Origin of the sequence: Pseudomonas veronii, from assembly GCF_001439695.1 — a bacterium.
Lineage (GTDB): Bacteria > Pseudomonadota > Gammaproteobacteria > Pseudomonadales > Pseudomonadaceae > Aquipseudomonas > Aquipseudomonas veronii.
This window is the reverse complement of record NZ_JYLL01000015.1, coordinates 1-26,375: the sequence shown is the minus strand read 5'-3', so window position 1 is coordinate 26,375 and position 26,375 is coordinate 1. Positions and strand designations below refer to the sequence as shown.

Sequence of the window (26,375 nt, the reverse complement as noted above, 5' to 3'; positions counted from 1 at the left end):
TACCCTGCGGCCTCTCCCTATATTTGTACCGATCAGTATATTAGTGGGAGTGATCGAATGACTACAGATGAGCCGCAGAGCGGGAAACTTCCGCTTGGAGCATTACTGGCACTGGCGATGACAGGTTTCATTTGCATTGTGACTGAGACATTGCCCGCGGGTTTGTTGCCCGAGATCAGCAGCGGGCTTGGTATTTCGGCATCTTTGGCTGGGCAGATGGTGACCGTTTATGCCTTGGGGTCACTGCTGGCAGCAATTCCGCTGACTATTGCCACGCAAAGCTGGCGCCGCAGGACGGTGTTGCTGCTAACAGTTGTCGGCTTCCTGGTATTCAATACCCTCACGGCGCTGTCTTCCCACTATTGGCTTACTTTGATTGCGCGGTTTTTTGCCGGCGTTTCTGCGGGGCTGGCCTGGAGCCTCATTGCGGGCTATGCGCGACGGATGGTTGCTCCACAATTGCAGGGACGCGCATTGGCAGTCGCGATGGTGGGCACGCCCATCGCATTGTCGCTGGGCGTGCCTTTGGGAACCTGGCTGGGTGGGTTCATGGGCTGGCGCATGGCGTTCGGATTGATGTCCGGGATGACCTTGCTGTTGATTGTCTGGGTGCTGATCAAGGTGCCGGACTACCCTGGCCAATCCTCCTCACAGCGCATGGCGTTGCGTCAGGTCTTTTTCACACCTGGTGTACGTTCGGTGCTGGGGGTCGTCTTCACCTGGATGCTGGCTCACAACATTCTTTATACCTACGTCGCGCCGTTTGTTTCCAGGGCTGGGTTGGCCGATGAGGTTGGTTTGGTTCTGCTGGTATTTGGTGTTGCCGCTTTGGCGGGCATCTGGATAACGGGGCGGCTGGTTGATCGGCATCTGCGCAAGACAGTGTTGGCCAGTCTCGCAACCTTCGCAGCCGTTTCGGTTTTCTTCGGCTTGTTTTCAGGCTCTGCCGTGGCGATTTATCTAGGTGTTTTTATCTGGGGCCTGACCTTTGGTGGCGCCGCGACGCTTCTACAAACCGCGCTTGCCGACGCCGCAGGCAAGGGCGCCGATGTTGCTCTCTCCATGAACGTCGTCGTCTGGAACAGCGCTGTCGCTGGCGGGGGACTCTTGGGTGGCGTGTTACTCGGCCAGTGGGGAGTGGGTTCCTTTCCCTGGGTGTTATTGATACTGCTACTCCTCAGTCTGTTCATCGCATCTAGAGCGCGGGTCCACGGCTTTGCGCAAGGTGACAGGCAGTCCAGCCAAGTGGTCGCTGGTCATTGATGTGTGGGCAGCATTGCGCTGCATGCTCAAGCTTCCAACGCATTACAACGAGTGAACAACATGAATACGTGATTTAAGCCGCAGCGGCGACTTGCTATAGATTTACCGGGCTTGGGCGAGTCTGGATCGCCCAAGACGAGGGGCTGGTTTTTTGCTTTAGTTTAGATACCGTTCCACTAGGCGCGCCCAGTAGGCAGCACCGATTGGCAAGTTTTTGTCATTGAAATCGTAGGCCGGGTTATGAACCATACAACCATCTTCGCCAACGCCATTGCCCAGGCGTAAAAAACAACCTGGCCGCTGCTCAAGCATGTAAGCGAAGTCCTCGCTGGACATGAGCTGATCGGCATGGGCAATCACATGCTCATCACCCACCAGTTCCCGTGCTACTTGCAGAGCAAATTCGGTTTGCGCTCGGTCGTTGTCGATCACCGGGTAACCTTCCATATAGTCGATCGTGGCCGTTGCTCCATAGCTGTTTGCTTGGGCGTGGACCAGTGCTTCGATGCGCTCTTTCAACTGGCTACGGACCCGCTTGCTGAACGAGCGGATACTCAGCTCAAGGTAGGCGCTGCTGGAAATCACATTGTTAGCAACCCCCGCCTGAAGCAAGCCGACCGTGACTACAGCGGGTTCAACAGGGTTGATATTGCGCGCGACAATGGTCTGCAGCGACATGACAATGCTGGACGCCACCACAACCGGATCTACCGTAAGGTGTGGGCGAGCCGCATGGCCTCCGAGACCATGAATGGTAATCGCGACCTTGTCGCTCGCCGACATGAACGGTCCGCTTCTAAACAGGAAGGTGCCCGGAGCCTCGCCGGGGTGGTTGTGCATTCCGAACACGGCATCACAGGGAAAGCGTTCGAACAAGCCATCATTTACCATGCGTTGCGCACCGCTATCGAAGCCCTTCTCCTCTGCGGGTTGAAAATAGAGGTGCACCGTTCCGCGGAAGTTTCGTGTGCGCGCCAGATATTCAGCGGCCCCAAGCAGCATGGTGGTATGGCCGTCGTGGCCGCAGGCATGCATTTTTCCCTGATGGACACTGGCGTAAGGCAAGCCGGTCTGCTCGGTCAACGGCAGAGCATCCATGTCTGCTCGTATGCCAATGTTCTTGCCGGCGCCTACCGTCAGGCTGCCTACCACACCGGTCTCACCAACGCCTTCGGTTACGCTGAACCCCCAGGCCCGTAAGCGCTCTGCAACGAGTTTGGCGGTTTGAAACTCCTCGTAGGCCATTTCCGGATGCTGGTGAATATGGCGGCGAATACGTGTCAGCTCCTCAGTTTGAGGGCGTAAATCATCGACTTTGCAGTAGTGAGGTTCAGTCTTCATCACAGTGAGTTCCTAGCGGTGAATAATGGAGTGCAGGAGTGCCGTCAGTTGGGACGCATCCCCGGCTCCTACGGTTGAGCCTGGGCCGGTAAACGCAGTGCCAACGTGCAAAGACCGCCGATCACTAAAAGGACGGCCATTACGGCCATCCCCGCAGCGAACGAGCCGGTGAAGGTCTTCAGAGCACCGATGATGGAAGGACTGACAAAGCCACCGAAGGCACCGATGCTGTTGATCAGGGCTATGCCTCCAGCGGCGGCAGTACCTTTGAGGTAGCTGGAGGGCACAGCCCAGAACACGGCATAGGCCGAGTATGTGGATAGCGTTGCGAGGGTAATACTGCACAGCGCCAACGTCAGGTTGCCGGAACTGAAACCGGTCAGCACTAAGCCTATTGCGCCCAGAAAGGCGGGTACTGCGCCGTGCCAGCGGCGCTCGCCCAGGCGGTCGGAACTCCGAGCATTGATCAGCATCGCGAAAATGGCGGCGCTGTAAGGGATCATTGAATAGAGCCCAATCTCGAAAATATTCTTTACGCCAGCGTCCCGCAGTATGCTCGGCAGCCAGAAACTGACGGTATACAGACCGCAGATCAGACAGAAGTAAATGAGGGCCATCAGGTAAATTCGCCAGTCTTTCAAGGCGGCAGCGAAAGTATGTTGTTTTGACGCCTGCACCTGCTCCAGATCATTCGCCAGCAGCCGTTTTTCTTCTTTGCTCAGCCATTTGGCCTGTTCCGGCGAGTCACTCAAAAAGAAGAACGCCGCGATACCCAAAAGAATGCAAGGCGCCCCTTCGAGGATGAACATCCACTGCCATCCCGCCAAACCATGAATGTCGGCGAAAGTCCCCATAATCCAGGTCGACAATGGTCCACCGATGACGTTCGAGACTGGCCCTGCCAACAGGACGCACGCCATTACTTGAGCGCGACGCTTACCTGAAAACCAGAAGGTCAGATAGAGGATCATGCCCGGAGCAAATCCAGCCTCAAACACCCCTAGAAAAAACCGCAGGACATAAAAGGTAGTGCTGTCATGGACAAACAGCATCGAGGTTGAAGCCACCCCCCACAACAACATGATGCGACTGAGCGTCTTACGTATTCCTACCCGCGCCAGCCAGAGATTGCTCGGCACTTCGAACATTACATAACCGATAAAGAAAATCCCTGCCGCCAATCCATAAGCTGCATCGGTCAGACCGAATTCCTGCTGCATCGCAATCTTGGCGTAACTGATATTGACCCGATCTAAATAGGCGAGGACATAGCACAACAACAGAAAGGGCAATAGGCGCCAACTGATTTTGCGATACATCTTGCGTAGGGCGAGGTCATCGGGGGAGGTCGGTGTAATCAGTATTGCGGCCTGAGCCATAGTGAAGTCCTCACAAGTTCCGCATTTTTTTTATTGTGTCGATTAAATGAGCTTGGCATCGCCCAATTGACAGAAAGTATGGGGAGCGCAGAAACTTCAAACAATAGCGATCTTCGCTTGCGAGTGTTGACTTTAAGTCAACAGACAGGAGAGCCCTAATTGCAAAAAATCGGCCTTAATGAACGGCGACTTCACTATTTTTCAGAGGTCGCAGAAGCCGGCTCGATCCGAGGCGCAGCGGATCGTCTGAATATCGAGCCCTCAGTTGTCAGCCGGCAAATCCACCAGCTGGAAAGCGAGTTGGGTGTGCAACTCCTACAGCGCCACGGCAGGGGTATCGTCCCTACGGAAGCTGCCAAACTGGTGATCAACCATTGTCGTGAGCGGCGATCAAGCGAAGCATTGCTGCTGACTCAGATTTCCGAACTCAAGGGTCTGGAGAGAGGTGAGATTCACATTGTTGCGGGCGAGGGTTTCCGCGAGGAATTAGTCCGCTGGGTGCTTCAGGACTTCAGCCAGCAGCACCCCAAGCTGGTGGTTACGCTGGAGTTCGCCAATGCCGTCGACACAGTGCGGATGCTGGCAAGTGATCAGGCTCACATCGGCTTGGCCTACCGTCCGCCTATCGATCCCGCCGTGCGTACGGTCATGTTGCGCAAACAGCCAATGTGCGTCATCACCTGGCCCGGCCATCCCCTTACCGAGAAGCAGCAGCCGCTGGCATTGAGTGATGTTTGCCCCTATCCGGTGGGCTTGATGTCCAACGGCTTTGGCTTAAGCAATCTGGTTAAGCTGGCGCAATTCCACGATCGCATTCAATTCGAATCCAATCTGGTCACCAACTCGATCGCCACCCTCAAGAGCTATGTAAAAGCCCATCTCGGGGTGACCTTCCTGTCCTCGCACGCAGTAGCCAATGAAATCGCGGAAGGTACGCTTGTAGCGCTCAGGACCCGCAGCGAAGTATTCGAAAGTGCCGAGGCACACCTGATGGTCCGAGCGGGTCGGCAACTGTCAGTTGCCGCTGAAAGGTTGTTGGCCATGTTGAAACAGAAGGCCGTTTTTGAAGTCTCGGAATAATCTTGACCCAACTGCCCCGAAAACCGGTGCATGAGTTTAAACATGGAAGATTCTGGCCCTGGGCTAATGGTCGCCAAATCACCCGCGCGCTGCGTCTTGGCGCAGAGATAGTCCGTGTCTTTCGGTTTCACCGCTTTGAGCTGGCGGTCAGAGAGGCGGGGGCTTGGGCGCACATGAGGTGTTCCATGGCGTTAATTGGTGTTCCAAAAATGACCACTGGTACTATTTGGAGTGCCCGGTAATGTGGGGTGGGTCGGATGTCTAGGGGTACTGATGGCCTAGAAGGATTTGATTTTGTTGGGTTTAAGGTGCAGAAAAAGACGTTCGTGGACGTCTTTAGATGATGAAGTGGTGAGCCGGGGTGAGTTGAATTGGTTAGGTAGGCTGTTGATTTGTTAAGTGAATTTCAGCTTGATTTTTTTGGTTGGAATACCAATTGGAATACCGTTTAAACCGCGACGAGCTTTCTTGATGCTTCGCAAGCCCGCTGGATTGACCTCGATTCAGGGCACTCAGGTTGTACGCGTTCTCTTGATCGTTACAACTCAGACGAAAGGTGTGGTGACCCGTTATCATGCGGGCAATCTTCGCCTGAACCTCTATGGTCGGTTTTTTCAATTTTTACCACGCAATTCATCTGCGTCGAATGTAGGAAGTAGTCCATGACGGTTCAAAAGGGTGCCGACCAGACCGCCAGCAGTCTTGCTGAAGAAGCGCTCAATCAGGCACGTGCTCGTTTTTCGTCGAGCGAAAGTCCTATCACCCCAGAGCCCGAGTCGGTAAAGAGGAAGCCTGGGCGCAAGGCCACAGCTCCACAAACCAGTAATACCCTGCAGGATCTGCAAAAAACGCTGTGGGCCACTGCAGATAAGATGCGCGCCAACATGGATGCTGCTGAGTACAAGCACATCGTCCTCGGCCTGATCTTCCTCAAATACATCTCTGATAGTTTTGCTGGCCGCCGCGCGGAACTGGTGCGACGTTTTGCCGATGTCGGCGACGACTACTATCTGGACAGTGACGATGCTGAACTACTAGCTCAAGAGCTGGAGGAGCGCGACTACTACAAAGAAGTGAATGTGTTCTGGGTACCAGAAGTGGCGCGTTGGGAGTCAATACGTGCTGCTGCGAAGCAGGTGGATATTGGCAAGCGTATCGATGAAGCTTTGTCTGCTATTGAGGTAGAAAATACCAGCCTGAAAAACATACTCGACAAGCGCTACGCTCGTGCCCAGCTACCTGACGGTAAACTCGGTGAGTTGGTTGACTTGATTTCGACAATTGGTTTCGGTGGTGATGCCAACCAGGCACGAGATCTGCTTGGCCAGGTCTATGAATACTTTCTCGGCCAGTTTGCCAGTGCCGAAGGCAAGAAAGGCGGGCAGTTTTACACCCCGGCTAGCATCGTCAAAACCCTAGTGGCGGTGCTCAACCCGAATCATGGCAAGGTTTACGACCCATGCTGCGGTTCTGGCGGTATGTTTGTGCAGTCGGAAAAATTCATTGAAGCCCACGGCGGTAAACTCGGCGACGTGTCTATTTATGGTCAGGAGTCCAACCCCACTACTTGGCGTCTGGCTGCCATGAACCTGGCTATCCGTGGTATCGACTTCAACCTCGGTCGTGAGCCTGCTGATACCTTTATTCGTAATCAACATTCAGACCTGCGTGCCGACTTTGTTCTGGCTAACCCGCCGTTCAATATCAGTGACTGGTGGCATGGCAGCCTAGAAGGCGATCCGCGCTGGGCGTACGGTACACCACCGCAAGGCAATGCTAACTACGCCTGGCTGCAGCATATGTTGTTTCATCTCAAGTCCAGCGGCCGTGCTGGCATCGTCTTGGCTAACGGCTCGATGAGCTCCAGCCAGAACGGCGAAGGTGACATTCGAAAAGCCATGGTCGAGGCCGACGTGGTGGAAGTGATGGTAGCGCTGCCCGGCCAGTTATTCTTCAATACTCAAATCCCGGCCTGCCTGTGGTTCCTCGCCAAGCTGAAGGTCGCTCGTCCTGGCGAAGTTTTATTTATCGACGCCCGTAAACTGGGTACGAATCTCAGCCGGGTGCAGATCGAACTGCTCGACGCCGACATTGAACTTATTGCACAAACCGTAGCTAACTGGCGCGGAGTTCCCCTAGATGTTGGCGGTGAAATTGGTGAATACGCCGATGTGGCTGGCTTCTGCCGCAGCGCCCCCCTGGCGGAGATCGCCGAGCACGGCTATGTGCTGACACCGGGCCGCTATGTCGGTGCGGAAGCGGTAGAGGACGACGATGAGGCCTTTGCCGACAAGATGCAGAACCTTACCGCCTTGTTGGGCGAGCAGATAGCCAAGGGCGCGGAACTTGACCAGTTGATCCGGCAGAAGCTGGGGGGGCTGGGATATGAGCTCTGAGTGGCCGATCACTCCGCTCAGTGATTTGATCACTGTGAAGCATGGCTTTGCCTTCAAAGGTGAATTTTTTTCTGATGAGCCATCACCGTTTCAGCTAACAACTCCAGGAAACTTTGCAGTTGGTGGTGGCTTCCAACTTGGGAAAGGGAAGTACTACAGTGGCCCTATTTTCTCTGATTACGTCCTTAGGCAAGGCGATTTAATCGTCACGATGACTGATTTGAGCAAAGCGGCCGATACGCTGGGATTTTCCGCTATAGTTCCTGAGACCAGAGGCACGACTTGGCTACACAATCAACGAGTTGGTCGTGTATTAATAAAGTCAGTGACACAGGTACACAAAGATTTTCTGCATTACCTCATGCGGACTAATGACTATCGTCAATGGGTTGTATCGGGTGCTACAGGATCCACGGTTAAACATACGTCACCTGATCGAATTTGTACCTACCAGTTTCCGCTACCCCCGTTGAACACTCAGAGGGCTATAGCTGAGGCTCTTTCGGCCCTCGACAATAGAATTACTTTGCTGCGCGAAACCAATGCCACCTTAGAAGACATCGCCCAGGCGCTATTCAAATCCTGGTTCGTCGATTTCGACCCTGTGCGTGCTAAGGCGGAAAGGCTTGAGCCAGAAGGCATGGATGCGGCCACCGCAGAGCTGTTTCCCGATAGCTTCGAGGAATCCGAGCTTGGGTTATTGCCCGCGGGATGGGAGGTTAGACCAATTGGTAAGCTTGTTGAGGGGATTTACGACGGCCCTCATGCCACGCCGGCGGAGTCGGAAAGTGGCCCTATCTTCCTGGGTATTAAAAATCTGACTGGAACACGTCTTGAACTGGCTAATATTCGGCGTATCAGCGAAAACGATTGGAGTAAGTGGACTCGGCGTATTGAGCCAACTCATGGCGACATTGTCTTCAGCTACGAGGCGACGCTTGGTTTTTTTGCTGTGATCCCGCCAGAGATACGTTGTTGCCTAGGCCGCAGGCTAGCTCTGATCCGTCCGCATACTGAAGACGGTGCCGGACTGTTCTGGTTTCACCAGTTCATTTCGATACCATTTCAACAGATGCTCGATAAGCACACGATCCACGGGGCAACAGTCAATCGCATAGCGTTAAAGGCATTCCCCAGTTACTCGGTGCTAAACCCGCCTGAGGCTTTGAAATTGGCGTTCAATGACTTGGTAGAGCCGCTTTGGGCAACTATTCATAGTAACCAAGCGCATCTCAACACCCTCACCCAACTCCGCGATACCCTACTACCGCGCCTGATCTCCGGCCAACTGCGCCTGCCAGAAACAGAAGCCCCCCACGAAAATATGTTGTCGGAGGCTTTCTGACATGGCTCTGAACCTCCGACAACGCGTCATCGATCGCCTGCAAAGCCTACCCGATACCCAGCAAACCGCCCGCGAACTTGCTCAATGGATCTTCGAACAGTTCCCCGCCGAATGCGCAGTCAAAAAAGCAGGCAGTGCTAGCTACATCCAGACAGACAGTGACTTAGTACAGCAACTGGTGGCGGAGATTTCCGGGTCACGCCCGCGCTGGCAGCAGATGCATCCTCAACTAAAAACAACCGAAGGCCGGCCTCGTCATTATTACTGGTCGGAAATGGACGCCAACGCTGAGGTGGCGGCGGCTGAAGGGATAGCCCTCGCCACGTCAGACCTCCCTGGGCCCTCGCTGTTGCGTGAGCACGCACTTTACCCATTACTGGCCGAATACCTGCTGACGGACGATCAGCGGGTGTTCGCCATGCGGATTAACGAAAAACGTTCCTCCAATCGTGCTGGCAGCGGTGGTAATGAATGGTTGCATCCCGATTTGGTGGGGCTGGAAGATCTGACCGCTGGTTGGACTCGCGAGTTACGCGAATGTGTCGGTGTACAGGGCGAGCGCCGTGCCCGCATGTGGTCCTTTGAGGTCAAGTTGCTGCTCAATCGCTCCAACGCCCGCAAATGCTTTTTTCAGGCTGTATCCAATTCGTCATGGGCAAATTTTGGCTACTTGGTGGCGGCGACGGTAGAGGGCGACGGCACGCTTAAAGAGTTACGAATGCTCGCCTCAGCCCATGGCATTGGTGTGATACAGCTTGACGTAGAGAACCCGGCGGAAAGCCAAATTCTCATCCCCGCTCGTGAACGCAGCGAAATCGACTGGGATATGTGCAATCGACTGACTGAAGAGAACGCCGACTTCGCCGAGTTCATCGGCCGTATACGTCGTTTTCACCAGACCGGTGAAGTGTCGACCAAGGAGTGGGAGGCCAGTGAGTGACTAAAGAAACGATTTCCGCATTGCCCGAGGGCTACGCCGACTGGCTGACTCAGCTTAAAGTCGATATTGCTCAAGCCCGGCAACGTGCCGCACTGGCCGTCAATGCTGAGTTGGTGCAGTTGTATCACCGGATCGGAGCGGAAATAAGGCAACGTCAGCAGGTTAACGCTTGGGGCGCAAAAGTCATTGAGCGACTGGCACGCGATCTTTCCGACGCCTTTCCCGATATCCGTGGTTTTTCCAGCCGTAACCTCAAGTACATGGCGTTTTTTGCTCAGCATTGCCCCAATGGTCTATTTGGGCAGCAGCCTGCTGCCCAATTGCCCTGGTTCCATGTGGTGACGCTGTTGACCAAGCTGGCCAGCCCTGCCGAGCGTGAGTGGTATGCGCAGCAAACCGTCTTGCTCGGGTGGTCACGCAGCACGCTGGAGCAGAATATCAAGAACCGCTTGCAGCAACGTCAGGGCGCGGCAGTCACCAACTTTGTTGCACGTTTACCGGCTGCGGAGTCGGCGTTGGCTCACGAAACCCTGAAAGATCCGTACCTCTTCGACTTTCTCGGCTTGGGCGACGACGCCCACGAACGTGATATTGAGGATGGACTGATCCGTCATATCACTCGTTTCCTGTTGGAATTAGGTGCGGGTTTTGCCTTCGTCGGTCGCCAGTTTCGCCTTGATGTGGGCGGTGATGAGTTCTTCATCGATTTGCTGTTCTACCACACCCGTCTCAAGTGCTACGTGGTAGTGGAGCTCAAGGCGACGGCGTTCAAGCCCGAACACGCGGGCCAGTTGAATTTTTATCTGGCGGCCGTGGATGCGCAGATCAAGGCCGAAGATGACAAACCCACCATCGGGCTATTGCTATGCAAACAGCAAAACCGCTTGGTGGCCGAGTATGCGTTGTCGGGCATCGACAAACCCATCGGCGTTGCCGAATATCAATTGCTGCGCGACTTGCCCGAAACCCTGGGCCGAAATCTGCCGAGCATTGCCGAGATTGAGGCCGAATTGGCCGGTGATCTGAACACAGGAAGTGAGTTGGAATGACCGAAGACCAATTGGAGCAGGAGACCCTCGGCTGGCTGGCAGAGGTGGGGTACGCCCATTTGTATGGGCCGAATATCGCTCATGATGGTGAGCAACCCGAGCGTGAAAGCTATCGCCAGGTGGTGCTGGCTGAGCGCCTGCGCAATGTCATGGCGAGGCTTAATCCAAAGGTTCCAGTAGCTGCGCGTGAAGATGCGTTAAAGCAGGTGCTAGAGTTGGGGCTGCCGGTGCAGTTGTCGGCTAACCGCTTGTTCCATCGCCTGCTGGTTGGCGGCGTACCCGTGCAGTATCAAAAAGACGGTGAAACAAGAGGCGACTTCGTTCGCCTGATCGATTGGGCTGATGTGAACGCCAATGACTGGGTGGCGGTCAATCAGTTCAGTATCCAGGGGCCGAAACACACTCGGCGTCCGGACATCATCTTGTTTGTTAACGGGCTGCCGTTGGTGTTGCTCGAACTGAAAAATCCTGCAGATGTGAAGGCTGATCTGGGTAAAGCCTTTGATCAAATCCAGACCTATAAAGAGCAGATTCCGGACCTGTTCCAATACAACGAAGTCCTGGTGATTTCCGACGGTAGTGAGGCCCGTATGGGGTCGTTGTCGGCTGATCTTGAGCGCTTCATGAACTGGCGGACCATCGACGGCCAGGATCTCGACCCATTGGGGCAATTCAACGAGCTGGAGACATTGGTACGCGGTGCTCTGGTACCAGAGATGTTGCTCGACTACTTGCGTTACTTCGTGTTGTTCGAAGACGACGGCCGTCTGGTAAAGAAAATTGCCGGTTATCACCAATTCCACGCTGTTCGCGCTGCCATTCAGCAGGTAGTGACGGCATCGCGCCCCGGCGGTAGTCATAAGGGCGGGGTGGTCTGGCATACGCAAGGTTCGGGCAAAAGCATCACCATGACGTGTTTTGCGGCTCGGGTGATGCAGGAAGCGGCGATGGAAAACCCAACCATTGTGGTGATCACTGACCGCAACGATTTGGATGGTCAGTTATTCGGGGTGTTCTCGTTGTCCCAGGATTTGCTGCGTGAGCAACCCGTCCAGGTGGAGTCACGTGGGGACTTGCGTGCGAAACTGGCCAACCGTCCTAGTGGCGGTATTGTGTTCGCGACCATCCAGAAGTTTATGCCTGGAGTCGATGAAGACAGCTTCCCGGTATTGTCCTTGCGGCCAAATATTGTTGTTATCGCTGATGAAGCTCATCGCACTCAATATGGTTTTAACGCTGAGCTGAAAGTACCTACGGGGCTTCAGGTTGCTGAGAGCAAAGCGCGTTATCAGGTTGGTTTTGCTCATCACCTGCGCAATGCACTGCCGAACGCGACATTCGTAGCTTTTACTGGCACCCCCGTATCCGGTGAGGATCGAGACACGCGCTCGGTTTTTGGTGAGTACATTCACGTCTATGACATGCAGCAGGCGACTGAAGATGGGGCGACCGTCGCCATCTATTATGAATCGCGCTTGGCCAAACTTTCGCTGAAAGAGAGTGAGCTACCTACGATCGACGATCAGGTCGATGAGTTGGCAGAAGATGAAGAAGACGATCAGCAGTCGCGACTGAAAAGCCGTTGGGCCGCGTTGGAAAAGGTCGTCGGGGCAGAACCACGGATTCGGAGCATTGCGTCGGATCTGATCACACACTTTGAGGCCCGTAATCTGGGTCTGGCCAGTATGGAGCAGATGCCCGGCAAAGCCATGGTGGTCGCCATGAGTCGCGAGATCTGTGTGCACCTGTACAACGAGATCATCGCTCGGCGTCCGGAGTGGCACGACGAGGATCCGGAGAAAGGTGCAATCAAGATCGTGATGACGGGCAGCGCATCGGATAAGGCCTTGCTGCGACCGCATATCTATTCTGGGCAGGTCAAAAAGCGCTTGGAGAAGCGTTTCAAAGATCCACTGGATCCCCTCAAACTCGTGATTGTCCGCGATATGTGGCTGACCGGGTTTGACGCACCGTGCGTCCATACCTTGTACGTGGACAAACCTATGAAGGGCCACAACCTGATGCAAGCCATTGCCCGGGTTAACCGTGTCTTCAAGGACAAGCAGGGTGGTCTGGTGGTGGACTACATCGGCATTGCCAACGAACTGAAGGCCGCGCTGAAGGAGTACACCGGCAGCAAAGGTAAAGGCCGGCCGACGGTGGATGCTTACGAGGCCTATTCAGTATTAGAGGAGAAGCTCGACGTTCTACGCAGCCTACTACATGGCTTCGATTACGGTGACTTCCTCACGGGTGGACACAAACTACTGGCCGGCGCAGCTAACCATATTCTAGGAATGGAGGATGGCAAAAAGCGGTTTGCCGATAACGCGTTGGCCATGGGTAAGGCATTTACTTTGTGCTGCACGCTGGATGAGGCCAAAGCTGTTCGCGAAGAGGTGGCGTTCTTTCAGGCTATTAAAGTCATTCTGATTAAACGCGAAGTCAGTCAGCAGAAAAAAACCGACGAAGAGCGCGAGTTAGCTATTCGACAGATCATCGGCAATGCAGTGGTCTCTGGTGATGTTGTGGATATTTTCGAGGCGGTAGGCCTGGAAAAACCTAACATCGGCTTGCTTGATGACGCGTTTCTCGCGGAAGTGCGCAACCTTCCAGAAAGAAACCTGGCAGTGGAGCTTCTGGAGCGACTGCTCGAAGGCGAAATAAAAAGCCGTTACAGCTCTAATCTGACTCAAGAGAAGAAGTTTTCTGAGCTGCTGGGCAACGTCATCAAGCGCTACCAGAACCGCTCCATCGAAACGGCGCAGGTCATTGAAGAGCTGATTGAAATGGCCAAAAAGTTCGCCCAGGCCAACAAGCGTGGTGACGTGCTTGGGCTGAACGATGACGAGTTAGCGTTTTACGACGCTTTGGCGACTAACGAAGCCTCTGTGCGGGAGTTGGGTGATGAAATCCTGGCGAAAATTGCCCATGAGCTCACTGCTAGTCTGCGGGCCAATGTCAGTGTCGACTGGAGTAGCCGTGAAAGCGTGAGGGCTAAGCTGCGGATTCTGGTGCGACGGATTTTGCGTAAATACAAGTATCCACCGGATAAGGCAGAGGATGCAGCGCAAATGATACTCGACCAGGCATCAAAGTTGTGTGAGGGGTGGTTATAAGAACAAGCATTTAACGTAGCTCTCGTTTCGGCCCAAAAAATATCGCCTTCGGTGACGATGGCCTGCGACTGCCGAGCCGAAAATGATGATAAAAACCTGTCTGTATGTATAACTTGCCTAACTTTTACAAAGCGCACTCTGCACGCTATATAGTGCTTGCACCAGATAAGAATGGATTATAACAGCCTATGCTATGTATCTTTTGCGAATGCGACTCTACAAAATCTCGTAGCGTTGAGCACATCATGCCGGAGTCAATAGGCAGCAAAAGGCGTGTGCTTCCGCGCGGTGTAGTCTGTGATAAGTGTAATAACTACTTTGCTCGGAAAGTCGAGCAGCCAGTGTTGACCCATTCATGGATGAGAAATATTCGAGCATGGCAGCAGGTTCCTAATAAAAAGGGGACATTCCCATCTTTGCTCGGCCATATTGCTGGAACGGATATCGCTGTTAATATGCGCCGTTTACCAAGTGGCGACCTTCAGTTTGACTCGGAAAACGAGCGCAACCGTCGTGATCTTCATAACGTAATGGCTGGCGGCTTTGAGCAGCCATTGATATTTACAATTGAGGACAATCCGCCGCAGAGAGAGATGTCGAGGTTTCTTTGCAAAATGGCTTACGAAACCTTTGCAGAGTTATTTTGTAAAAGCCCGCGGGGAACCTCCCATCTGAGCCGTGAGCCATTTCTTGAAAACGTGCGAAAATATGCTCGATATGGTGACAACTTTAAGGCATGGCCCTACTCACAGCGACGTGTTTTTCCACATGACACTCTGATGAGACATCCAACAACCGATGAGTGGGTTCACGCTGGATTTGGCTGTGGACTTTTTATGAATAAGCGTAAGGAGACGCTTTTTGCGTTTCTTTTCTATGGCATCGAGTTTGTAATTAACGTTGGAGGACCATCGATTGCAGGCTATAACGAGTGGCTAGATGACCACTCAGGCATCAGTCCAATGGTCGAGCGTCTTGGATGCCATCTTGAGCTTGGGGGGGATGGTAAACATTACCTTCATGGCAGTTTTGAAGTCGCCCAAGGTTTGAAATTTGATAAAGAGCATGGGTACTTTTCTTACGATGCGACGACGGAGTAAAAACATTTGAGCGTTAGACTATAAAGGTTCCACGTTCTAGTCGTTTCCAGATCAAAAGCGCAGTTAGCTGATAATAATATCGCGTTGCGTCTGCGTGATCTTTGAGGTGTTGGGTAAGAAACCAGTTCATATGTTTGATCTGCCAGGTCCATGGGTTATCGCGTTGCCATCGAAGTTGGATGGCCGCTTGCATAACTTTGGCTTGCCGCAGATGTCTTCGTTTCGTGATTGTCGAACCGGTCAGTGTGCCGCTCAGAAACAGCTCCATATCGAAGGGCTTTTTCAAGTTACGCCTCCAATGTAGGCCGAAACCACATCAATTCGGTTATGCCCGAGCTCAATGCTGATCTGTTGCCGCGCCTGCTGATCTAGGTTGCGGTCAATGCGATAGCAGTGGCCACCATTAATCGGTGCAGCGTGCCCCGTGAGTTGCTCGTAACGCTCGCAGGCATAGGCGGCGCGCAACTCATGAAACCCTTTCAGCCCTTGTTTCTGTAGTAATTCTCGAGCGGGCCGCACCGTCTGTTGCAGGAAGTTCGCGTAGCTTTCATCTTGCACCAGCAAGTTGCGGCTGCTGATCGGTGAGGCGTCACACGCGATCTGCAACGCTGCGTTCACTTTTTCATTGGCGGCGATCCATCGTGGCGCCGAAGCTCCGGCCCGGCCACCTTTGGTTCCGTCCTGAATATTGATGCGACCGAATCGCTTCGCTTCACGTTGTAGGCGTGGCAGATCAGCCAAAATTGCTTCACGTAGACGCATCCCGGTTGCTCGGGCCAAGCAGACAATCGCAGCGACGCGGTAGTGTTGCTGTTCGCGAAGCGCTTCAATCACTCGACTCAGTTGTTGGTGATCTTGGCCATTCGGTGCGCGGGTGCGTACGCTTGATCGCTGCATGCCGAGTGCCTTGCTCGGGCTGGCGATTTTCACGTACTGGTCGCCGCGTAGTGCTGCGAGGGTACGGTTTACGCTACTCAGGCGGTTCTGCGCGGTGGCGATGCAGATTTCACCTTGTTGGATTTGCTGACGCAGGTGTGTGGCGTAGCTGTGCAAGGTACTGCGATCTATCTGGCGGGCGTCGTTGTAACCGGGGCCGTCCGCTGACCGACACCACTTCACGAAAGCCTGCCAGCGATCACTGTGTGCTTTGACCGTAGCGAAGTGGCCGCCGGCAAACATATCTTTCAGCGCTTGTGGGCCGGCATAGCTGAGCTGACGGCCGTAGCCAAAGTTGCGCCCGTCACGTCGGCCGACCAATGCCATCGGCTTCACCGTTTTCATTGTCTTGCAGAAAGCGCAGCACCGCTTTCCAGTGGGCGCTGATCTTGTTCACTTGTTGCCAATGTGCGGGACGAATAATCAGGGCGTTTTGCTGATGCCGCAGCATTGCTCCCTCTTCGCGCAGTTGGTGGATCAGTTGGCCGATGTTGACAGGCCCTAAGGCGGGTGTGGCGACAACGGCGACAGTGGCGACAGCCCTTGTAGTTGCTGCTCTGAAGCATGGCGACAAGGCGGCGACGGAAGTGGCGACACTCCGCAATGCAGGTCGTGTCTGATGCTGCGCCTGGTAACGGCGCACCGCGTCATTGAGGCGGAACATGGCGCACCTCGAAGGTCTTTCCGTCAGAAGAGTCCAGCCAGCGATGTGAGATCAATTCGACCAGCAGCGTAATGGTGTGATGACTGCTTTTGCGGGCAAAGCGGGGGCCGTTGCGATTGAGGTCGCGGACGGTAAATTGGGTCCAGCCTTTTTGCGTCAGCCAGCGCAGCAGTCGATCCGCCTCCTCGCGTAACGTGTTGATGGGCTCTTGCTCCGTCAGGCGCTGGATTTCGGCCAGGTAGTAATCCATCAGCGTCGAGGCGCGCTGGATATGGGGTTCGTCCACTACGTGCGCGTCTTCAATCACCGCCAATACCCCGGCGATACGCAGTACATTGGCGGCTGCTTTCCCGGCGACAGATTGAATGCCGGCCAGCTCGCCAAACTCACCAGATTGGCATTCGATGGTGTCGTGAATATCGATCCAGGCAGTGCGAGCGCTGGGTGTCAGTTCCAGCCTGTCAGGGTTAAGTGAGCCGTCGTTGTGTAGCGACAGCGGCTTATCCAGCAGAGCGGTAATGCGCGCTTGGTAGCGCTGGATCCTGGCATCTCGCGTGAGGTCGACTGCCTTGTACAAGCGCCGCCCCACCAGGCGTTCGGGCCAACTGATCAGGCAACGGCCAAGGATGCCTTGGCCATTGATCATCCGGTCTGTGAGTAGCTGGTTGGCCAGGTAAGGTTGCAGCATCAGATGCAGACTGAGGCGACGATCATAAGCTCGCAGGCTTTCGCCCGGCATGGAGCGCGCCCGGTCGATGGGGCTGCCATCCCAGAGCGCTGACAGGGTGGTGATGGCCTTGAGTTGGTTCTCTTTGCTCATGGTGCTGCTGCCCAAAAACTGGCCGCCCTCATCGTTGAATAACCCCATGCTGGGCAAGCCCTGGCATAGGTTTTTGATCAGGGCTTCAATCGTGGGTTCGGCGATGATCAATCTGGGTGGGACGGGTTCGGATAACTCACGAGCTTCGTGCTTTCCTCGAATGGCGGCGCGATTGGATTTCAGTTGCTCCAAATACAGCATCCACTGTCGCCGCTCCCACTCACGTGCAGATGCTAGCGCCAGATGATCCACTGCGCTTTTACGATCACCTGACGATGCCACCGTCAGCATGTAGAGGGACAACGGATAAACACGGCCATCGAGCTGCACATTGGCGTGCGACTGGGTCACCAGGGCGGCAGTGGCCAACACCGATTGCGCAGCCATGGCGCAGGGCACGCCGATCACCTCGGCCATGCGTTCGACGGCTGGCCCCAATATCTGTCCCAACGCTTCGACCGGATATGCCAGCGGCTCGGGCCGGTATTCCAGCAGCGGCCGTGGCAGGTCGAACACTTCGCACAATTGCATCGTCATTCTCCTGGTGTTTCGAATTTCTCCCTCACTCTCCCCGCCACGGTTGTTGAGTGTTATCAGGGATCAAGGCCCCTGCAGCCTGTGAGGGTTGTCCACTTACGCGGGACGGGCGGCTCTTTACGACCGGGAGCTTGGGCATCTCATGATCTGGCCTCCTGAGCACCAATAGCGGTGGGCGGGTGGAGGCTGCGTTGGCTGACGAGACCAGCGCCGCGAGATCCTGAGTCTGTTGCAGGCAGTGATGCGATGACCGGGGCATGCCTGACTGTCAGTCAGGTGCAGTCCATTCCGTAGGATGCGGCACCATCATCTGCATTGCTGCTGCGGGTGACATCGGGGTTTGTCACGCCGATTGTCACAGGGACAAACGCTGCAATGTGTTGCCCGGCAAGGGCTGCGGCAGTGATTTCGGCGCCCGTCTCTTTCCTGGAGAAAGAGACGGGCGTGGGCTGCCGCATTTGCACTGTGGATAAGTCGGCTTCGATCACGTTGGGCGTGACTGCGCGCCTAATTGGAAGCGAGCGCGCATGGGCTGGGACCACCACTGTAGGGCGTAGCCTTAAAGGTCCCTGGCTACCTGGGCAATGCTGTCGATGACAGCGCTGTACAGCTCAGGTGTAACGCGTGCTCGGAGGGTGGTCAACTGGGTGTGCGGTGGGCTTTTTAGTCGTTGGACGTGCGTGGAAGAACGTGGCCTTGAATGGATGATAGGCCGTTCGTCGGTTTTTAAAGTGAGCCCCTGAGGACGGGAAGGCGAAGCCTTCCTGCCCTCAGGGGCTGTGCCTTAAAAGCTTATGGGCGATGCAGATGGTGGCGACTGTCGCCACGTTGTCGCCCTACGAAGGACCGCTAAATACGTGGGTTGTCGCCAGTGTCGCCGCTGTCGCCAGCAGGAACTGATTAACGAAACGGGATGACGTTCCCGTTTGTGTTTTCATGAATGGCCGTCACCGACAAATTGCCGGTGGCGGCTTTTTGAATGTACTCGCTCCACCAAGTCATCATCGGGCGTCTTCGCTCGATGTAGTCCGCTCGGTTGTACGCGCTTCGGACTTCGTCTTTGTCGACATGGGCGAGTGCGACTTCAATCAACTCCGGGTCCCATCCATGTTCGTTGAGGATGGTGCTGGCCATTGATCGCAGGCCGTGGCTGACCAACCGATCCTGGAAGCCCATACGCTTTAATGCCATGTTCGCGGTCTGGCTGTTTGCGTGGGTACGCGGATTTCGGTCGGCCGGAAATACATGTTCCCGGTGGCCGCTGTAGGGCTTGAGTGTCTCTAGCAGCGCGAGCGTCTGGTCGCTTAGGGGGATGGGGTGCGCACGGCGTTTTTTCATGCGCTCCTTTGGGATGGTCCAGATGCGTTTCTCGAAATCTATTTCTGCCCAGGTCGTCCCGGCAGCCTCGGCAGGGCGGGTCATAGTGTGCAGTTGCCATTCGATCAGGCAGCGGGTGATGCGTTTGATACTGGCGTTGGCAATCGCCAGCATAAGGTCGGGTAGTTCTTCGGGAGGAAGTGCCGCCATGTTTTGTTTTTGCGGTTTCTTGAAGGCTGCCCGAATTCCACTGAGCGGGTTCGCAAAGATCAGCCCGCAGTTGACGCCGTAGGCCATGATTTCGTTGAGACGTTGGGAAAGTCGCTTGACCGTCTCCAGGCTGCCTTTGGCCTCGATCGGCCGTAGGAGCTTGATGATCATGGGGGCGGTGATGTCTGCAAGGGGTGCGGCTTTGAGGCTGGGGAAAACATGCAGCGTGAGTGAGCGCCAGATGTCTTCGGCGTAGGCCGTTGTGACGGAGTGTTTTTTCAGTTCGAACCAGGCGGTGGCCACCTTCTCGAATGTGTGTTCGGTCTTCGCCAGCTTGGCTTGCCTGAGCTCATCGCGGTGAGCCTTGGGATCAATGCCTTGCGCCAGTAGTTCACGTGCTTCTTGAGCTTTCTTTCTGGCGTTCGCCAACGAGAGAGCCGGGTAAGGGCCCAGAGCCATATTGAGGCGGTTTTTGGTTACCGGCTCGCGATAGTTGAAATTCCATATCATCGAGCCACTGGCTCTGACCCTGAGTTGAAGGCCGTCGCCGTCAGTGAGAACGAAGTCTTTCCCTGTTGCCTTGACTGCCTTGAGTTGGCGGTCTGAGAGGCGGGTTGCATTAGTAGGCATGAGAGCTACCTCCGACACCGTTTTGGTATCCCAAAAATAGCACCGGTGGGGCCGGGATACCAAATGGGATACCAAAACGCCTGGAACTCTAAATTCTTCTACGGAAGCCAATGGCCCTGAGGTCCTTGATTTCACTGAATTTCAGGCACAAAAAAAGACGTCCGTGGACGTCTTTAGATGATGAAGTGGTGGAGCCGGGGGGATTAAAGATTTATACATAAGTTATTGTTTTAAAAGAGTTTATTTAAAGATTAATTATTAAGTGCCCCCATAAATGCCCCCGTGCACGTATTTCCGATGAGCGGCTACTTAAGGAGTTGAACTGGCGTCCTGAATCTCGTTTGCGACCGGGCGAGGCCATTCAACCACCGGGAGCATTTAATAGAGTCGGTCGTGTACAGCACAACCTCGGTTAGCTGGCCAGAAGGGTTTGATGCCCAGCTCAGACCGGTTGCTGGGTAGATGTCAGGTCACGCAGTTGGGTTTTTTCCGCGGCAGCGCACCATGGGCTCATCTAAGACGATTTGAGCTGAGGTGCGGCATGAGACACTCGATTGTTACCTGCCACAACTGTGGCAAAGCGATGGTTCCGAGACCGTCATATAGCCGTGGTTTCTGGGGGTATTCGCCTTCGTCCAATCATTGCCCCTTTTGCCTGAGTGAGAACTGGCACGGCGGAAGTCCAGCTTTAGGGGCTCGGCTGTTCGCGTTGGTAGGCCTAGCTCTTGGTGTTCTGGCCTGCGTATTGGTGGGAGCTCTTCTGTTCAAGGTGCAGTGGTGGCTTGGTGTCGAAGGACAGTGGTCTCTATTGACGCTTGGTACATGTGCTGTGTCGGTTACTGCGGGATACCATTTTTACAACTGGTTTGTTGATTGCTGACCGGTGATCATGCTGTGGAAGGCAGCAATCGGCCAAAAGCGGTCTCTCACATTCTGCCGCACAATGCTTCGGCATCGCATATAGTGAATATCACGCCCTGAGAGCCCGGATTCTTGCAGTTAATTCCGCCTCAAGTTGCGCTAAGCCTTGGTCATTCCCGAGATACCTTATGTGGCGGAGGTGCGCAATATCGAATGGTATATCAGCTGGGTTTTGGGTAATGATGATCACTTCCTTGCCATAGGAATGGGCAATCCCCATCTCATAGAAGACGTTGGCATTCTTCCCGGTGCAGTCACAAATCACTATCGCAGCTTCGTCAATCAGAGCGACAACGTCCTGGATAATTGCCGGGTGATCCCATCTATTGTCGGCACGGCCACTATCCATCCCATTCGCAGTTGCCGCTCGTTGAATAACTTCCCAGACAGGCCCAAATCCCGCGAAAGGCATCATTGCAGATAGCAAATCGGGGCGAACGCGTTGAGGCGTAGCTAGCTGAAAGACTGTTGGTTGGCGAGCGGGCTGCCGCCACTCCGTCAACAGCACTTTGAACAGATCAGCGTCCTTGATCGACCAATGACTGTGCTCAAACGGACCAAATCCCCTTCGTGGGATCTGGATCCCCAGGGCAGGAGCGAGTGTGGTCAAATCACCCAACGGGATAGGGGGAATGTCAGGATCGTAGCGATACTCGACCACGACATTGTTGCCTTGCAACCGCGTGCCAGTGATTTCTCCTACACGGGAAACCTGATCAGCTTCGAACCGGGAGTTCTCCGGGGAAAAAATCGCGGGTAATTTCCTCATGAGATCAAAATTGGGGAGGTCCCCGATTTTCCACTGAGCCCCTAATGTCTGGTCGATGTAGATACGCCCAAGCGGCATCTCGTCGCGCCGACCGTTCCAACCGTTTGCCATCACAAGCAAATTGAACATAGATCGACTCCCTGTCTGTAGATCGCCCATTTAAATGCCAAGGCTTTCTATGATGCAATCGAATTTGGCCGGGGCCGCGCTGATCGGTCAACAAGCCCCTACCTGATAGGCGGCCATTGTCAATCCCGGCCGGTTGACCGACCATCCTACTCCAGCGCCGAACGGCGCTCAGTCAAATAAAAGATTTCGCTCATAGCGAATTTATTTTTTGACATTCTGCTCGATCAGGCATAGCCTGCATCTGCGGTAGGGAGATTACCTCGCAGATGTGGGGGCCTCGGCCCTGTGGAGGTTCGCCTCTAACCCTTCCCCACGCGCTCCGGAGCCTCAGCACCACTGGCCACTGGCCACGGGCCGCGAAGGGATACTGCTTCCGCGCGAGACGGAAGCAGGTGCTCAGAAGGGGGGAAAAGTGTTGCTTGCTCCAATTTTCAGTCCAGTTGCACGCGAGACCTCTCAATTCCGAGAGGGCAACGAGGACAAAAAGATGAAAATTGATAAACCCGCCAAGCGACGCTCGGCAGTAAAGAAACAACGTAAGGTGAAGTGGCTGAAGGTCGTTATGAGTGCTGTACGTTGGATCGGGCTGGCGTTATCCCTGGTCGACAAGCACTGGCCTAAGCTCTCGGAAAACTTACGTGACTTATTCTAACTGCCTTACCCCCGCTGTTGTCACTCAAAGGAGCCCGATAATGTTGAACCAGGCACTGCGTTTGATTCGAACCTACCACGACTTATCTCAGACTGAGCTTTGTAAAAAACTTGGCATCTCAAATTCTTATTTGTCAGAAATAGAGTCTGGAAAAAAGCAACCCACAATTGATATATTAACCAAATACAGCGAATATTTTGAGATACCTTTGTCCTCTATACTCTTTTTCTCCGAAAGTATGGATGCCCCCAAGCCAACAACTAAGCTGAGAACCAGCATTGCCAAAAAAGTAATAAACATATTGGAATGGGTGGAGAATAAAAATGAGGCAAAAGCGAGAAAAGGCAGTTAGGCGAGAGCGTAAGTCTTACGACATATCTCAAAGCGCTTTGTATAACACCTCAACAAAATTGAAGCTCGCATCATTATTCTCCGTTGAAATTGGCGCTCTTAAAGATTGCATTGGTGATTACCGTCAATTTGAATTGATACCAGAACCTGATCCTTTTAAAGCTGGAAAGCCACCCAAATCAAGGTTGGTACAAAAACCAGCGCCTCGACTTCTGGCCATTCATGAACGTATCTTGAAACTCCTTCGCTGTGTTCGTGTGCCTGAATATATGCAATTCGCATTAAAGGGAACGTCTTACAAAAGGAACGCGGAAGAACACCTTCACAAAAAATGCGTCGCGACTTTAGATATACGAAATTTCTTTGGCTCCACATCGAAATCAAAAGTTTTCAATTTGTTCAATAACGATCTCAAGGCGCCAGGAGACGTTGCTAATATGTATGCTGACCTAGTGACAGTCGATAACTGCCTGCCCACTGGAAGCCCGCTCAGCCCGTTGATGTCTTTTTACGCGAATAAAAATCTCTTCGACGACCTAAGCAAGTTGGCTCATGCGCACAATCTAACATTTACATGTTACGTCGATGATCTCACATTTTCCGGAGAAAAAATTAGCGAATCTTTTCTGTGGCAAGTTGAGAGGGCTATAGCCGCATATGGACATATAGTCGCCAGCAATAAAACTAAACTTTTCCAAAATGGTAAACCAGCACACATCACAGGCGTCGTCGTCCACTCGGGAGCTATTCGTGTGCCTAACGCACGGTACAGGAAAATTCGACTAATTAAAGCAGCTATTGCCACCGGCAAAAACAATTACGGTCTAACAAGAAAGGAGCTGGAATACAAACTGGGCGGATTGCTCGGAGAGGCGGCTTACCTTGATCCCAGCAATCTGCCCGCAGCCATTGAATTCAACAAATCATTCAAAAGATCCAGCTCGCCCCTTCCCGAGCACGTGCCGGACAACCCCGCCGCTACTGAAAAGACATTCGATGATGCTTCTGATCTGCCTTGGAATTAGCATAATTGGCGCTCCGATCAATCCTGCCTCCAAAAGCTTTTCAATTTCCTGATTGGCGAAGGGGGCACCCTGCCTCAAGCCGCTGCACGGAAAGTTACCAACGCTTTTCGTAAGATCTTGCGTGCGGCTGAGTAACAATTGCTTGGAAAAGTCCGCTTTGGGTCGACTTTTGTCTGTCGCGACCGGCGACACCCGACCCACAGCAGCCGGTCGTGGCGCCTAGGAATCCGTAGGAAATTAACTTCGCCTCAAAGAAAAACCTCGAAGCCGATGCGTCACAGATAGATACCTCTTCTGAAAAAGCTAATTGTCCGCTGCATACTCGACGGCGATATGGCTATTTGATATCTTCAAGCTCGGCAAGTGTGACTCTCCATGACCAAGGATGCGTGATGAACGACGTTGAAGATCAGATAATTGAACTAAAAAAAGCCGTAGCTTATGATAGTAAAGATTTTACTATCGAAATTCTTGTTAAAAAGTACTTAGAAAAGATTGATGAAAATGAGAACGAGATATTTGTACCAGACTACCAGCGAGATTTTGTCTGGGACACATCACGACAATCTCGACTGATCGAGTCGATCGTCCTTGGCCTACCCATTCCGCCTATCTTTGTAGCAGAAAACAAAGATGGCCGCCTCGAGATTGTGGATGGCTCGCAGCGCGTAAGAACTCTGAGCGCCTTCCTAAGTAACGAGCTGACACTGGAAAGCCTGGAAAAGGTCACCAAACTCAACGGTATGTCATATGATGATTTTGACGTTTCGAGGAAACGCAAATTCAACAACATGACCATCACCGTAATAGTTCTTTCTGAAAATGCTACTGAGGAAGTTAAGAACGACCTCTTTGAGCGTATCAACAAGGGCAGCGACATCCTCCGTAATATGGAAACCCGGAAAGGTATTTATCGCGGGCCTTTCACAGATTTTATTTACATAAAATGCGCGACCAATCAAGAATTCCGCGATTCCATCATCCTCTCTAAAACCGTGAAAAATCGCCAAGAGCATGAAGAACTTGTCCTGAGATTCTTCGCCCTCATCGATATGCGCCCTAAGTACGCTGATTTCTCGAGAAGTGTTAGCAAAGCGCTGGACGATTACATGGATGGGAAGCGTGAAACTTTCAGCAAAGAGGAAGAGCAACACAAACTGTTTATCTTTAACCGCATGATCGATTTCGTGACAGAAAACTTTGAATTTGGGTTCTCAAAAAGTGCAGGAAAAGAAGTATCCCGCATTTTCTTCGAAGCAGTTTCCGTTGGGTGCCATCTCGCACTTGAGGAAGCCCCCAACCTCAAGCTTCCGAAGAAAATTGATGTGCGATACTTCCTGCAGGATCGAGACTTCAACAAGTCAGTAACCGGTCAATATCGCACGCACTCCTCGGAAAACTTGAATAAGCGCATCAACCATATCAAAGACCGCATTCTTGCCCTTTCGGTCAGGGCCTAGGGTCATGAAAGGAGTTACGTCAGACCTCCTTGAACGCAACGTCTCGATCAACCGACTGTTTACCCACATTGAGGAAGTGTCGGATCAGCGGGGGAAAATTGAGGTGGTCGTTGTCCTAAAGGCGAGCTTTTTCGTGGCACTGTATAACAACATCGAAGCTACGGCCTACGCCACACTTGAGAAAGTACACTACCGGCTTGGACTTCGGAAGTACAGCGAACTTACGGAAAAGCTTCAGAAACGCATGTTGGAGTATAGCTTCGGAAAAGGCCGATCAGCCGACTTGAAGGACGCATCGAAGGTAGAAGCCATGAAGCAAAAGATCCTGGCTGAAGACCTTCGTTTTCCATCGATTCATGACTTCCTCAACAGGAAGACCATATTTTCTGGAAACCTGGATGCGAGGCGATTAGGCGAGATAGCCGATGAGTATGGTATGAAGCCACCTCAGTTTCGAGGAATAACTCAACACGTGCTGACCGTCAAAAACAAGAGAAACAAGATCGCTCATGGAGAGCTCTCCCTCTCTGACGCCGGCAAGGGGATCAAGAATGGTGAGCTGGGGAAGATCTTTGATGCAGTCAACCTTGTCTTAGAGGATTTCATCAGCACCACAGATGAATTCCTGACGAAGGAACTTTATCTCGCGTAACTGCCATGCAACTCAAGCTTGCGTCAGCGGCCAGCCTCACGAGACGGCCACTGGCGCCTGCTTTATTATTGCGATCCACGCAATGGCGCTGTGAACTGCCGAAGCCCGATACAGTCACGGCGCGGACGACTGGTCGGATTAGGAAGCTTGAATGCCTGCTTCAGGCCGATTCTGTTGAAAAAGTCGGATTTTCAGCTCGCCTGAACTCAGACACGACCACCCCTGAAGAACCTACTCACCACATTGAGTGGTTTTTCGGCCCTTCGGTGACCTTTGCTGCTCTGTTATTG

At 53.4% G+C, this 26,375-nt stretch carries 22 protein-coding genes; 14 read left to right on the top strand and 8 right to left on the bottom strand.

Features of this window, described 5'->3' with window-relative positions; genetic code table 11:
• Positions 1-57 precede the first annotated feature (57 nt).
• A complete protein-coding gene (locus tag TU80_RS18485) occupies positions 58-1,263 on the top strand; it encodes an MFS transporter (protein ID WP_057005088.1) in 1,206 nt (401 codons plus the stop codon).
• Between the two features lie 156 nt (positions 1,264-1,419).
• Here TU80_RS18485 and TU80_RS18480 read toward each other — a convergent pair whose 3' ends face one another.
• Together TU80_RS18480 and TU80_RS18475 are read right to left on the bottom strand one after the other, a co-directional pair.
• A complete protein-coding gene (locus TU80_RS18480) occupies positions 1,420-2,604 on the bottom strand; it encodes a M20 aminoacylase family protein (RefSeq protein WP_057005087.1) in 1,185 nt (394 codons plus the stop codon).
• Between the two features lie 68 nt (positions 2,605-2,672).
• Complete coding sequence (locus TU80_RS18475) at positions 2,673-3,983, bottom strand: MFS transporter (RefSeq protein ID WP_046382025.1); 1,311 nt, start codon at positions 3,981-3,983, stop codon at positions 2,673-2,675.
• Positions 3,984-4,142: 159 nt separating this feature from the next.
• On the opposite strand from TU80_RS18475, the gene TU80_RS18470 reads away from it, so the two are divergent.
• The 7 genes from TU80_RS18470 to TU80_RS31780 all read left to right on the top strand — a co-directional run bounded on the left by TU80_RS18470 (position 4,143) and on the right by TU80_RS31780 (position 15,012).
• Positions 4,143-5,063 carry a LysR family transcriptional regulator gene (locus TU80_RS18470; protein ID WP_046382026.1) on the top strand — a complete coding sequence of 307 codons (921 nt, stop codon included), beginning with the start codon at positions 4,143-4,145 and terminating at the stop codon, positions 5,061-5,063.
• Between the two features lie 662 nt (positions 5,064-5,725).
• Entirely contained in the window at positions 5,726-7,459 is a 1,734-nt protein-coding gene (locus TU80_RS18465) for a class I SAM-dependent DNA methyltransferase (protein ID WP_057005086.1), read from the top strand.
• Positions 7,449-8,804 carry a restriction endonuclease subunit S gene (locus TU80_RS31785; protein WP_082643862.1) on the top strand — a complete coding sequence of 452 codons (1,356 nt, stop codon included), beginning with the start codon at positions 7,449-7,451 and terminating at the stop codon, positions 8,802-8,804. The genes TU80_RS18465 and TU80_RS31785 overlap by 11 nt, the downstream gene beginning before the upstream one ends.
• Position 8,805: 1 nt before the next feature.
• Positions 8,806-9,744: a COG2958 family protein gene (locus TU80_RS18455; RefSeq protein WP_057005084.1), complete on the top strand. Its 939-nt coding sequence runs from the start codon at positions 8,806-8,808 to the stop codon at positions 9,742-9,744.
• The gene (locus TU80_RS18450) at positions 9,741-10,793 is read left to right on the top strand and encodes a PDDEXK nuclease domain-containing protein (protein WP_057005083.1); all 1,053 of its coding nucleotides are present in this window, start codon (positions 9,741-9,743) and stop codon (positions 10,791-10,793) included. The genes TU80_RS18455 and TU80_RS18450 overlap by 4 nt, the downstream gene beginning before the upstream one ends.
• Positions 10,790-13,912: a type I restriction endonuclease subunit R gene (locus TU80_RS18445; RefSeq protein WP_057005082.1), complete on the top strand. Its 3,123-nt coding sequence runs from the start codon at positions 10,790-10,792 to the stop codon at positions 13,910-13,912. The genes TU80_RS18450 and TU80_RS18445 overlap by 4 nt, the downstream gene beginning before the upstream one ends.
• A gap of 188 nt (positions 13,913-14,100) precedes the next feature.
• Complete coding sequence (locus TU80_RS31780) at positions 14,101-15,012, top strand: HNH endonuclease (RefSeq protein WP_082643861.1); 912 nt, start codon at positions 14,101-14,103, stop codon at positions 15,010-15,012.
• 13 nt (positions 15,013-15,025) lie between these two features.
• Here the strand turns inward: TU80_RS31780 and TU80_RS18440 are convergent, their stop codons facing one another.
• From TU80_RS18440 to TU80_RS33100, 6 genes are all read right to left on the bottom strand, one after another.
• Entirely contained in the window at positions 15,026-15,298 is a 273-nt protein-coding gene (locus TU80_RS18440) for a hypothetical protein (RefSeq protein ID WP_057005081.1), read from the bottom strand.
• On the bottom strand, positions 15,295-16,275 hold the full coding sequence (locus TU80_RS18435; protein ID WP_057005080.1) for an integrase domain-containing protein: 981 nt from the start codon (positions 16,273-16,275) through the stop codon (positions 15,295-15,297). The genes TU80_RS18440 and TU80_RS18435 overlap by 4 nt, the downstream gene beginning before the upstream one ends.
• Positions 16,253-16,612, bottom strand: coding sequence for a hypothetical protein (locus TU80_RS32720; protein WP_057005079.1), 360 nt, complete (start codon positions 16,610-16,612; stop codon positions 16,253-16,255). The genes TU80_RS18435 and TU80_RS32720 overlap by 23 nt, the downstream gene beginning before the upstream one ends.
• Positions 16,596-17,963 (bottom strand): YfjI family protein, encoded by a 1,368-nt coding sequence (locus TU80_RS18425; protein ID WP_057005078.1) that lies wholly within the window; start codon positions 17,961-17,963, stop codon positions 16,596-16,598. The genes TU80_RS32720 and TU80_RS18425 overlap by 17 nt, the downstream gene beginning before the upstream one ends.
• A 906-nt stretch (positions 17,964-18,869) precedes the next feature.
• Entirely contained in the window at positions 18,870-20,126 is a 1,257-nt protein-coding gene (locus TU80_RS18420) for an integrase domain-containing protein (protein ID WP_057005077.1), read from the bottom strand.
• 970 nt (positions 20,127-21,096) lie between these two features.
• The gene (locus tag TU80_RS33100) at positions 21,097-21,945 is read right to left on the bottom strand and encodes a hypothetical protein (protein ID WP_169796391.1); all 849 of its coding nucleotides are present in this window, start codon (positions 21,943-21,945) and stop codon (positions 21,097-21,099) included.
• A gap of 487 nt (positions 21,946-22,432) precedes the next feature.
• Here TU80_RS33100 and TU80_RS32715 point away from each other — a divergent pair, with 487 nt between their 5' ends.
• The 6 genes from TU80_RS32715 to TU80_RS33220 all read left to right on the top strand — a co-directional run.
• The gene (locus tag TU80_RS32715) at positions 22,433-22,597 is read left to right on the top strand and encodes a hypothetical protein (RefSeq protein ID WP_153435220.1); all 165 of its coding nucleotides are present in this window, start codon (positions 22,433-22,435) and stop codon (positions 22,595-22,597) included.
• 40 nt (positions 22,598-22,637) lie between these two features.
• Positions 22,638-22,949: a helix-turn-helix domain-containing protein gene (locus TU80_RS18405; protein WP_057005075.1), complete on the top strand. Its 312-nt coding sequence runs from the start codon at positions 22,638-22,640 to the stop codon at positions 22,947-22,949.
• Positions 22,921-23,973 carry a reverse transcriptase family protein gene (locus TU80_RS31775; RefSeq protein WP_082643860.1) on the top strand — a complete coding sequence of 351 codons (1,053 nt, stop codon included), beginning with the start codon at positions 22,921-22,923 and terminating at the stop codon, positions 23,971-23,973. The genes TU80_RS18405 and TU80_RS31775 overlap by 29 nt, the downstream gene beginning before the upstream one ends.
• 392 nt (positions 23,974-24,365) lie before the next feature.
• Positions 24,366-25,433: a DUF262 domain-containing protein gene (locus TU80_RS18395; RefSeq protein ID WP_057005073.1), complete on the top strand. Its 1,068-nt coding sequence runs from the start codon at positions 24,366-24,368 to the stop codon at positions 25,431-25,433.
• A 4-nt stretch (positions 25,434-25,437) separates the two neighbouring features.
• Positions 25,438-26,085: an MAE_28990/MAE_18760 family HEPN-like nuclease gene (locus tag TU80_RS18390; RefSeq protein ID WP_057005072.1), complete on the top strand. Its 648-nt coding sequence runs from the start codon at positions 25,438-25,440 to the stop codon at positions 26,083-26,085.
• Between the two features lie 5 nt (positions 26,086-26,090).
• Positions 26,091-26,375 (top strand): hypothetical protein (locus tag TU80_RS33220; protein ID WP_211271286.1); only part of this gene is annotated, 285 nt, incomplete at its 3' end.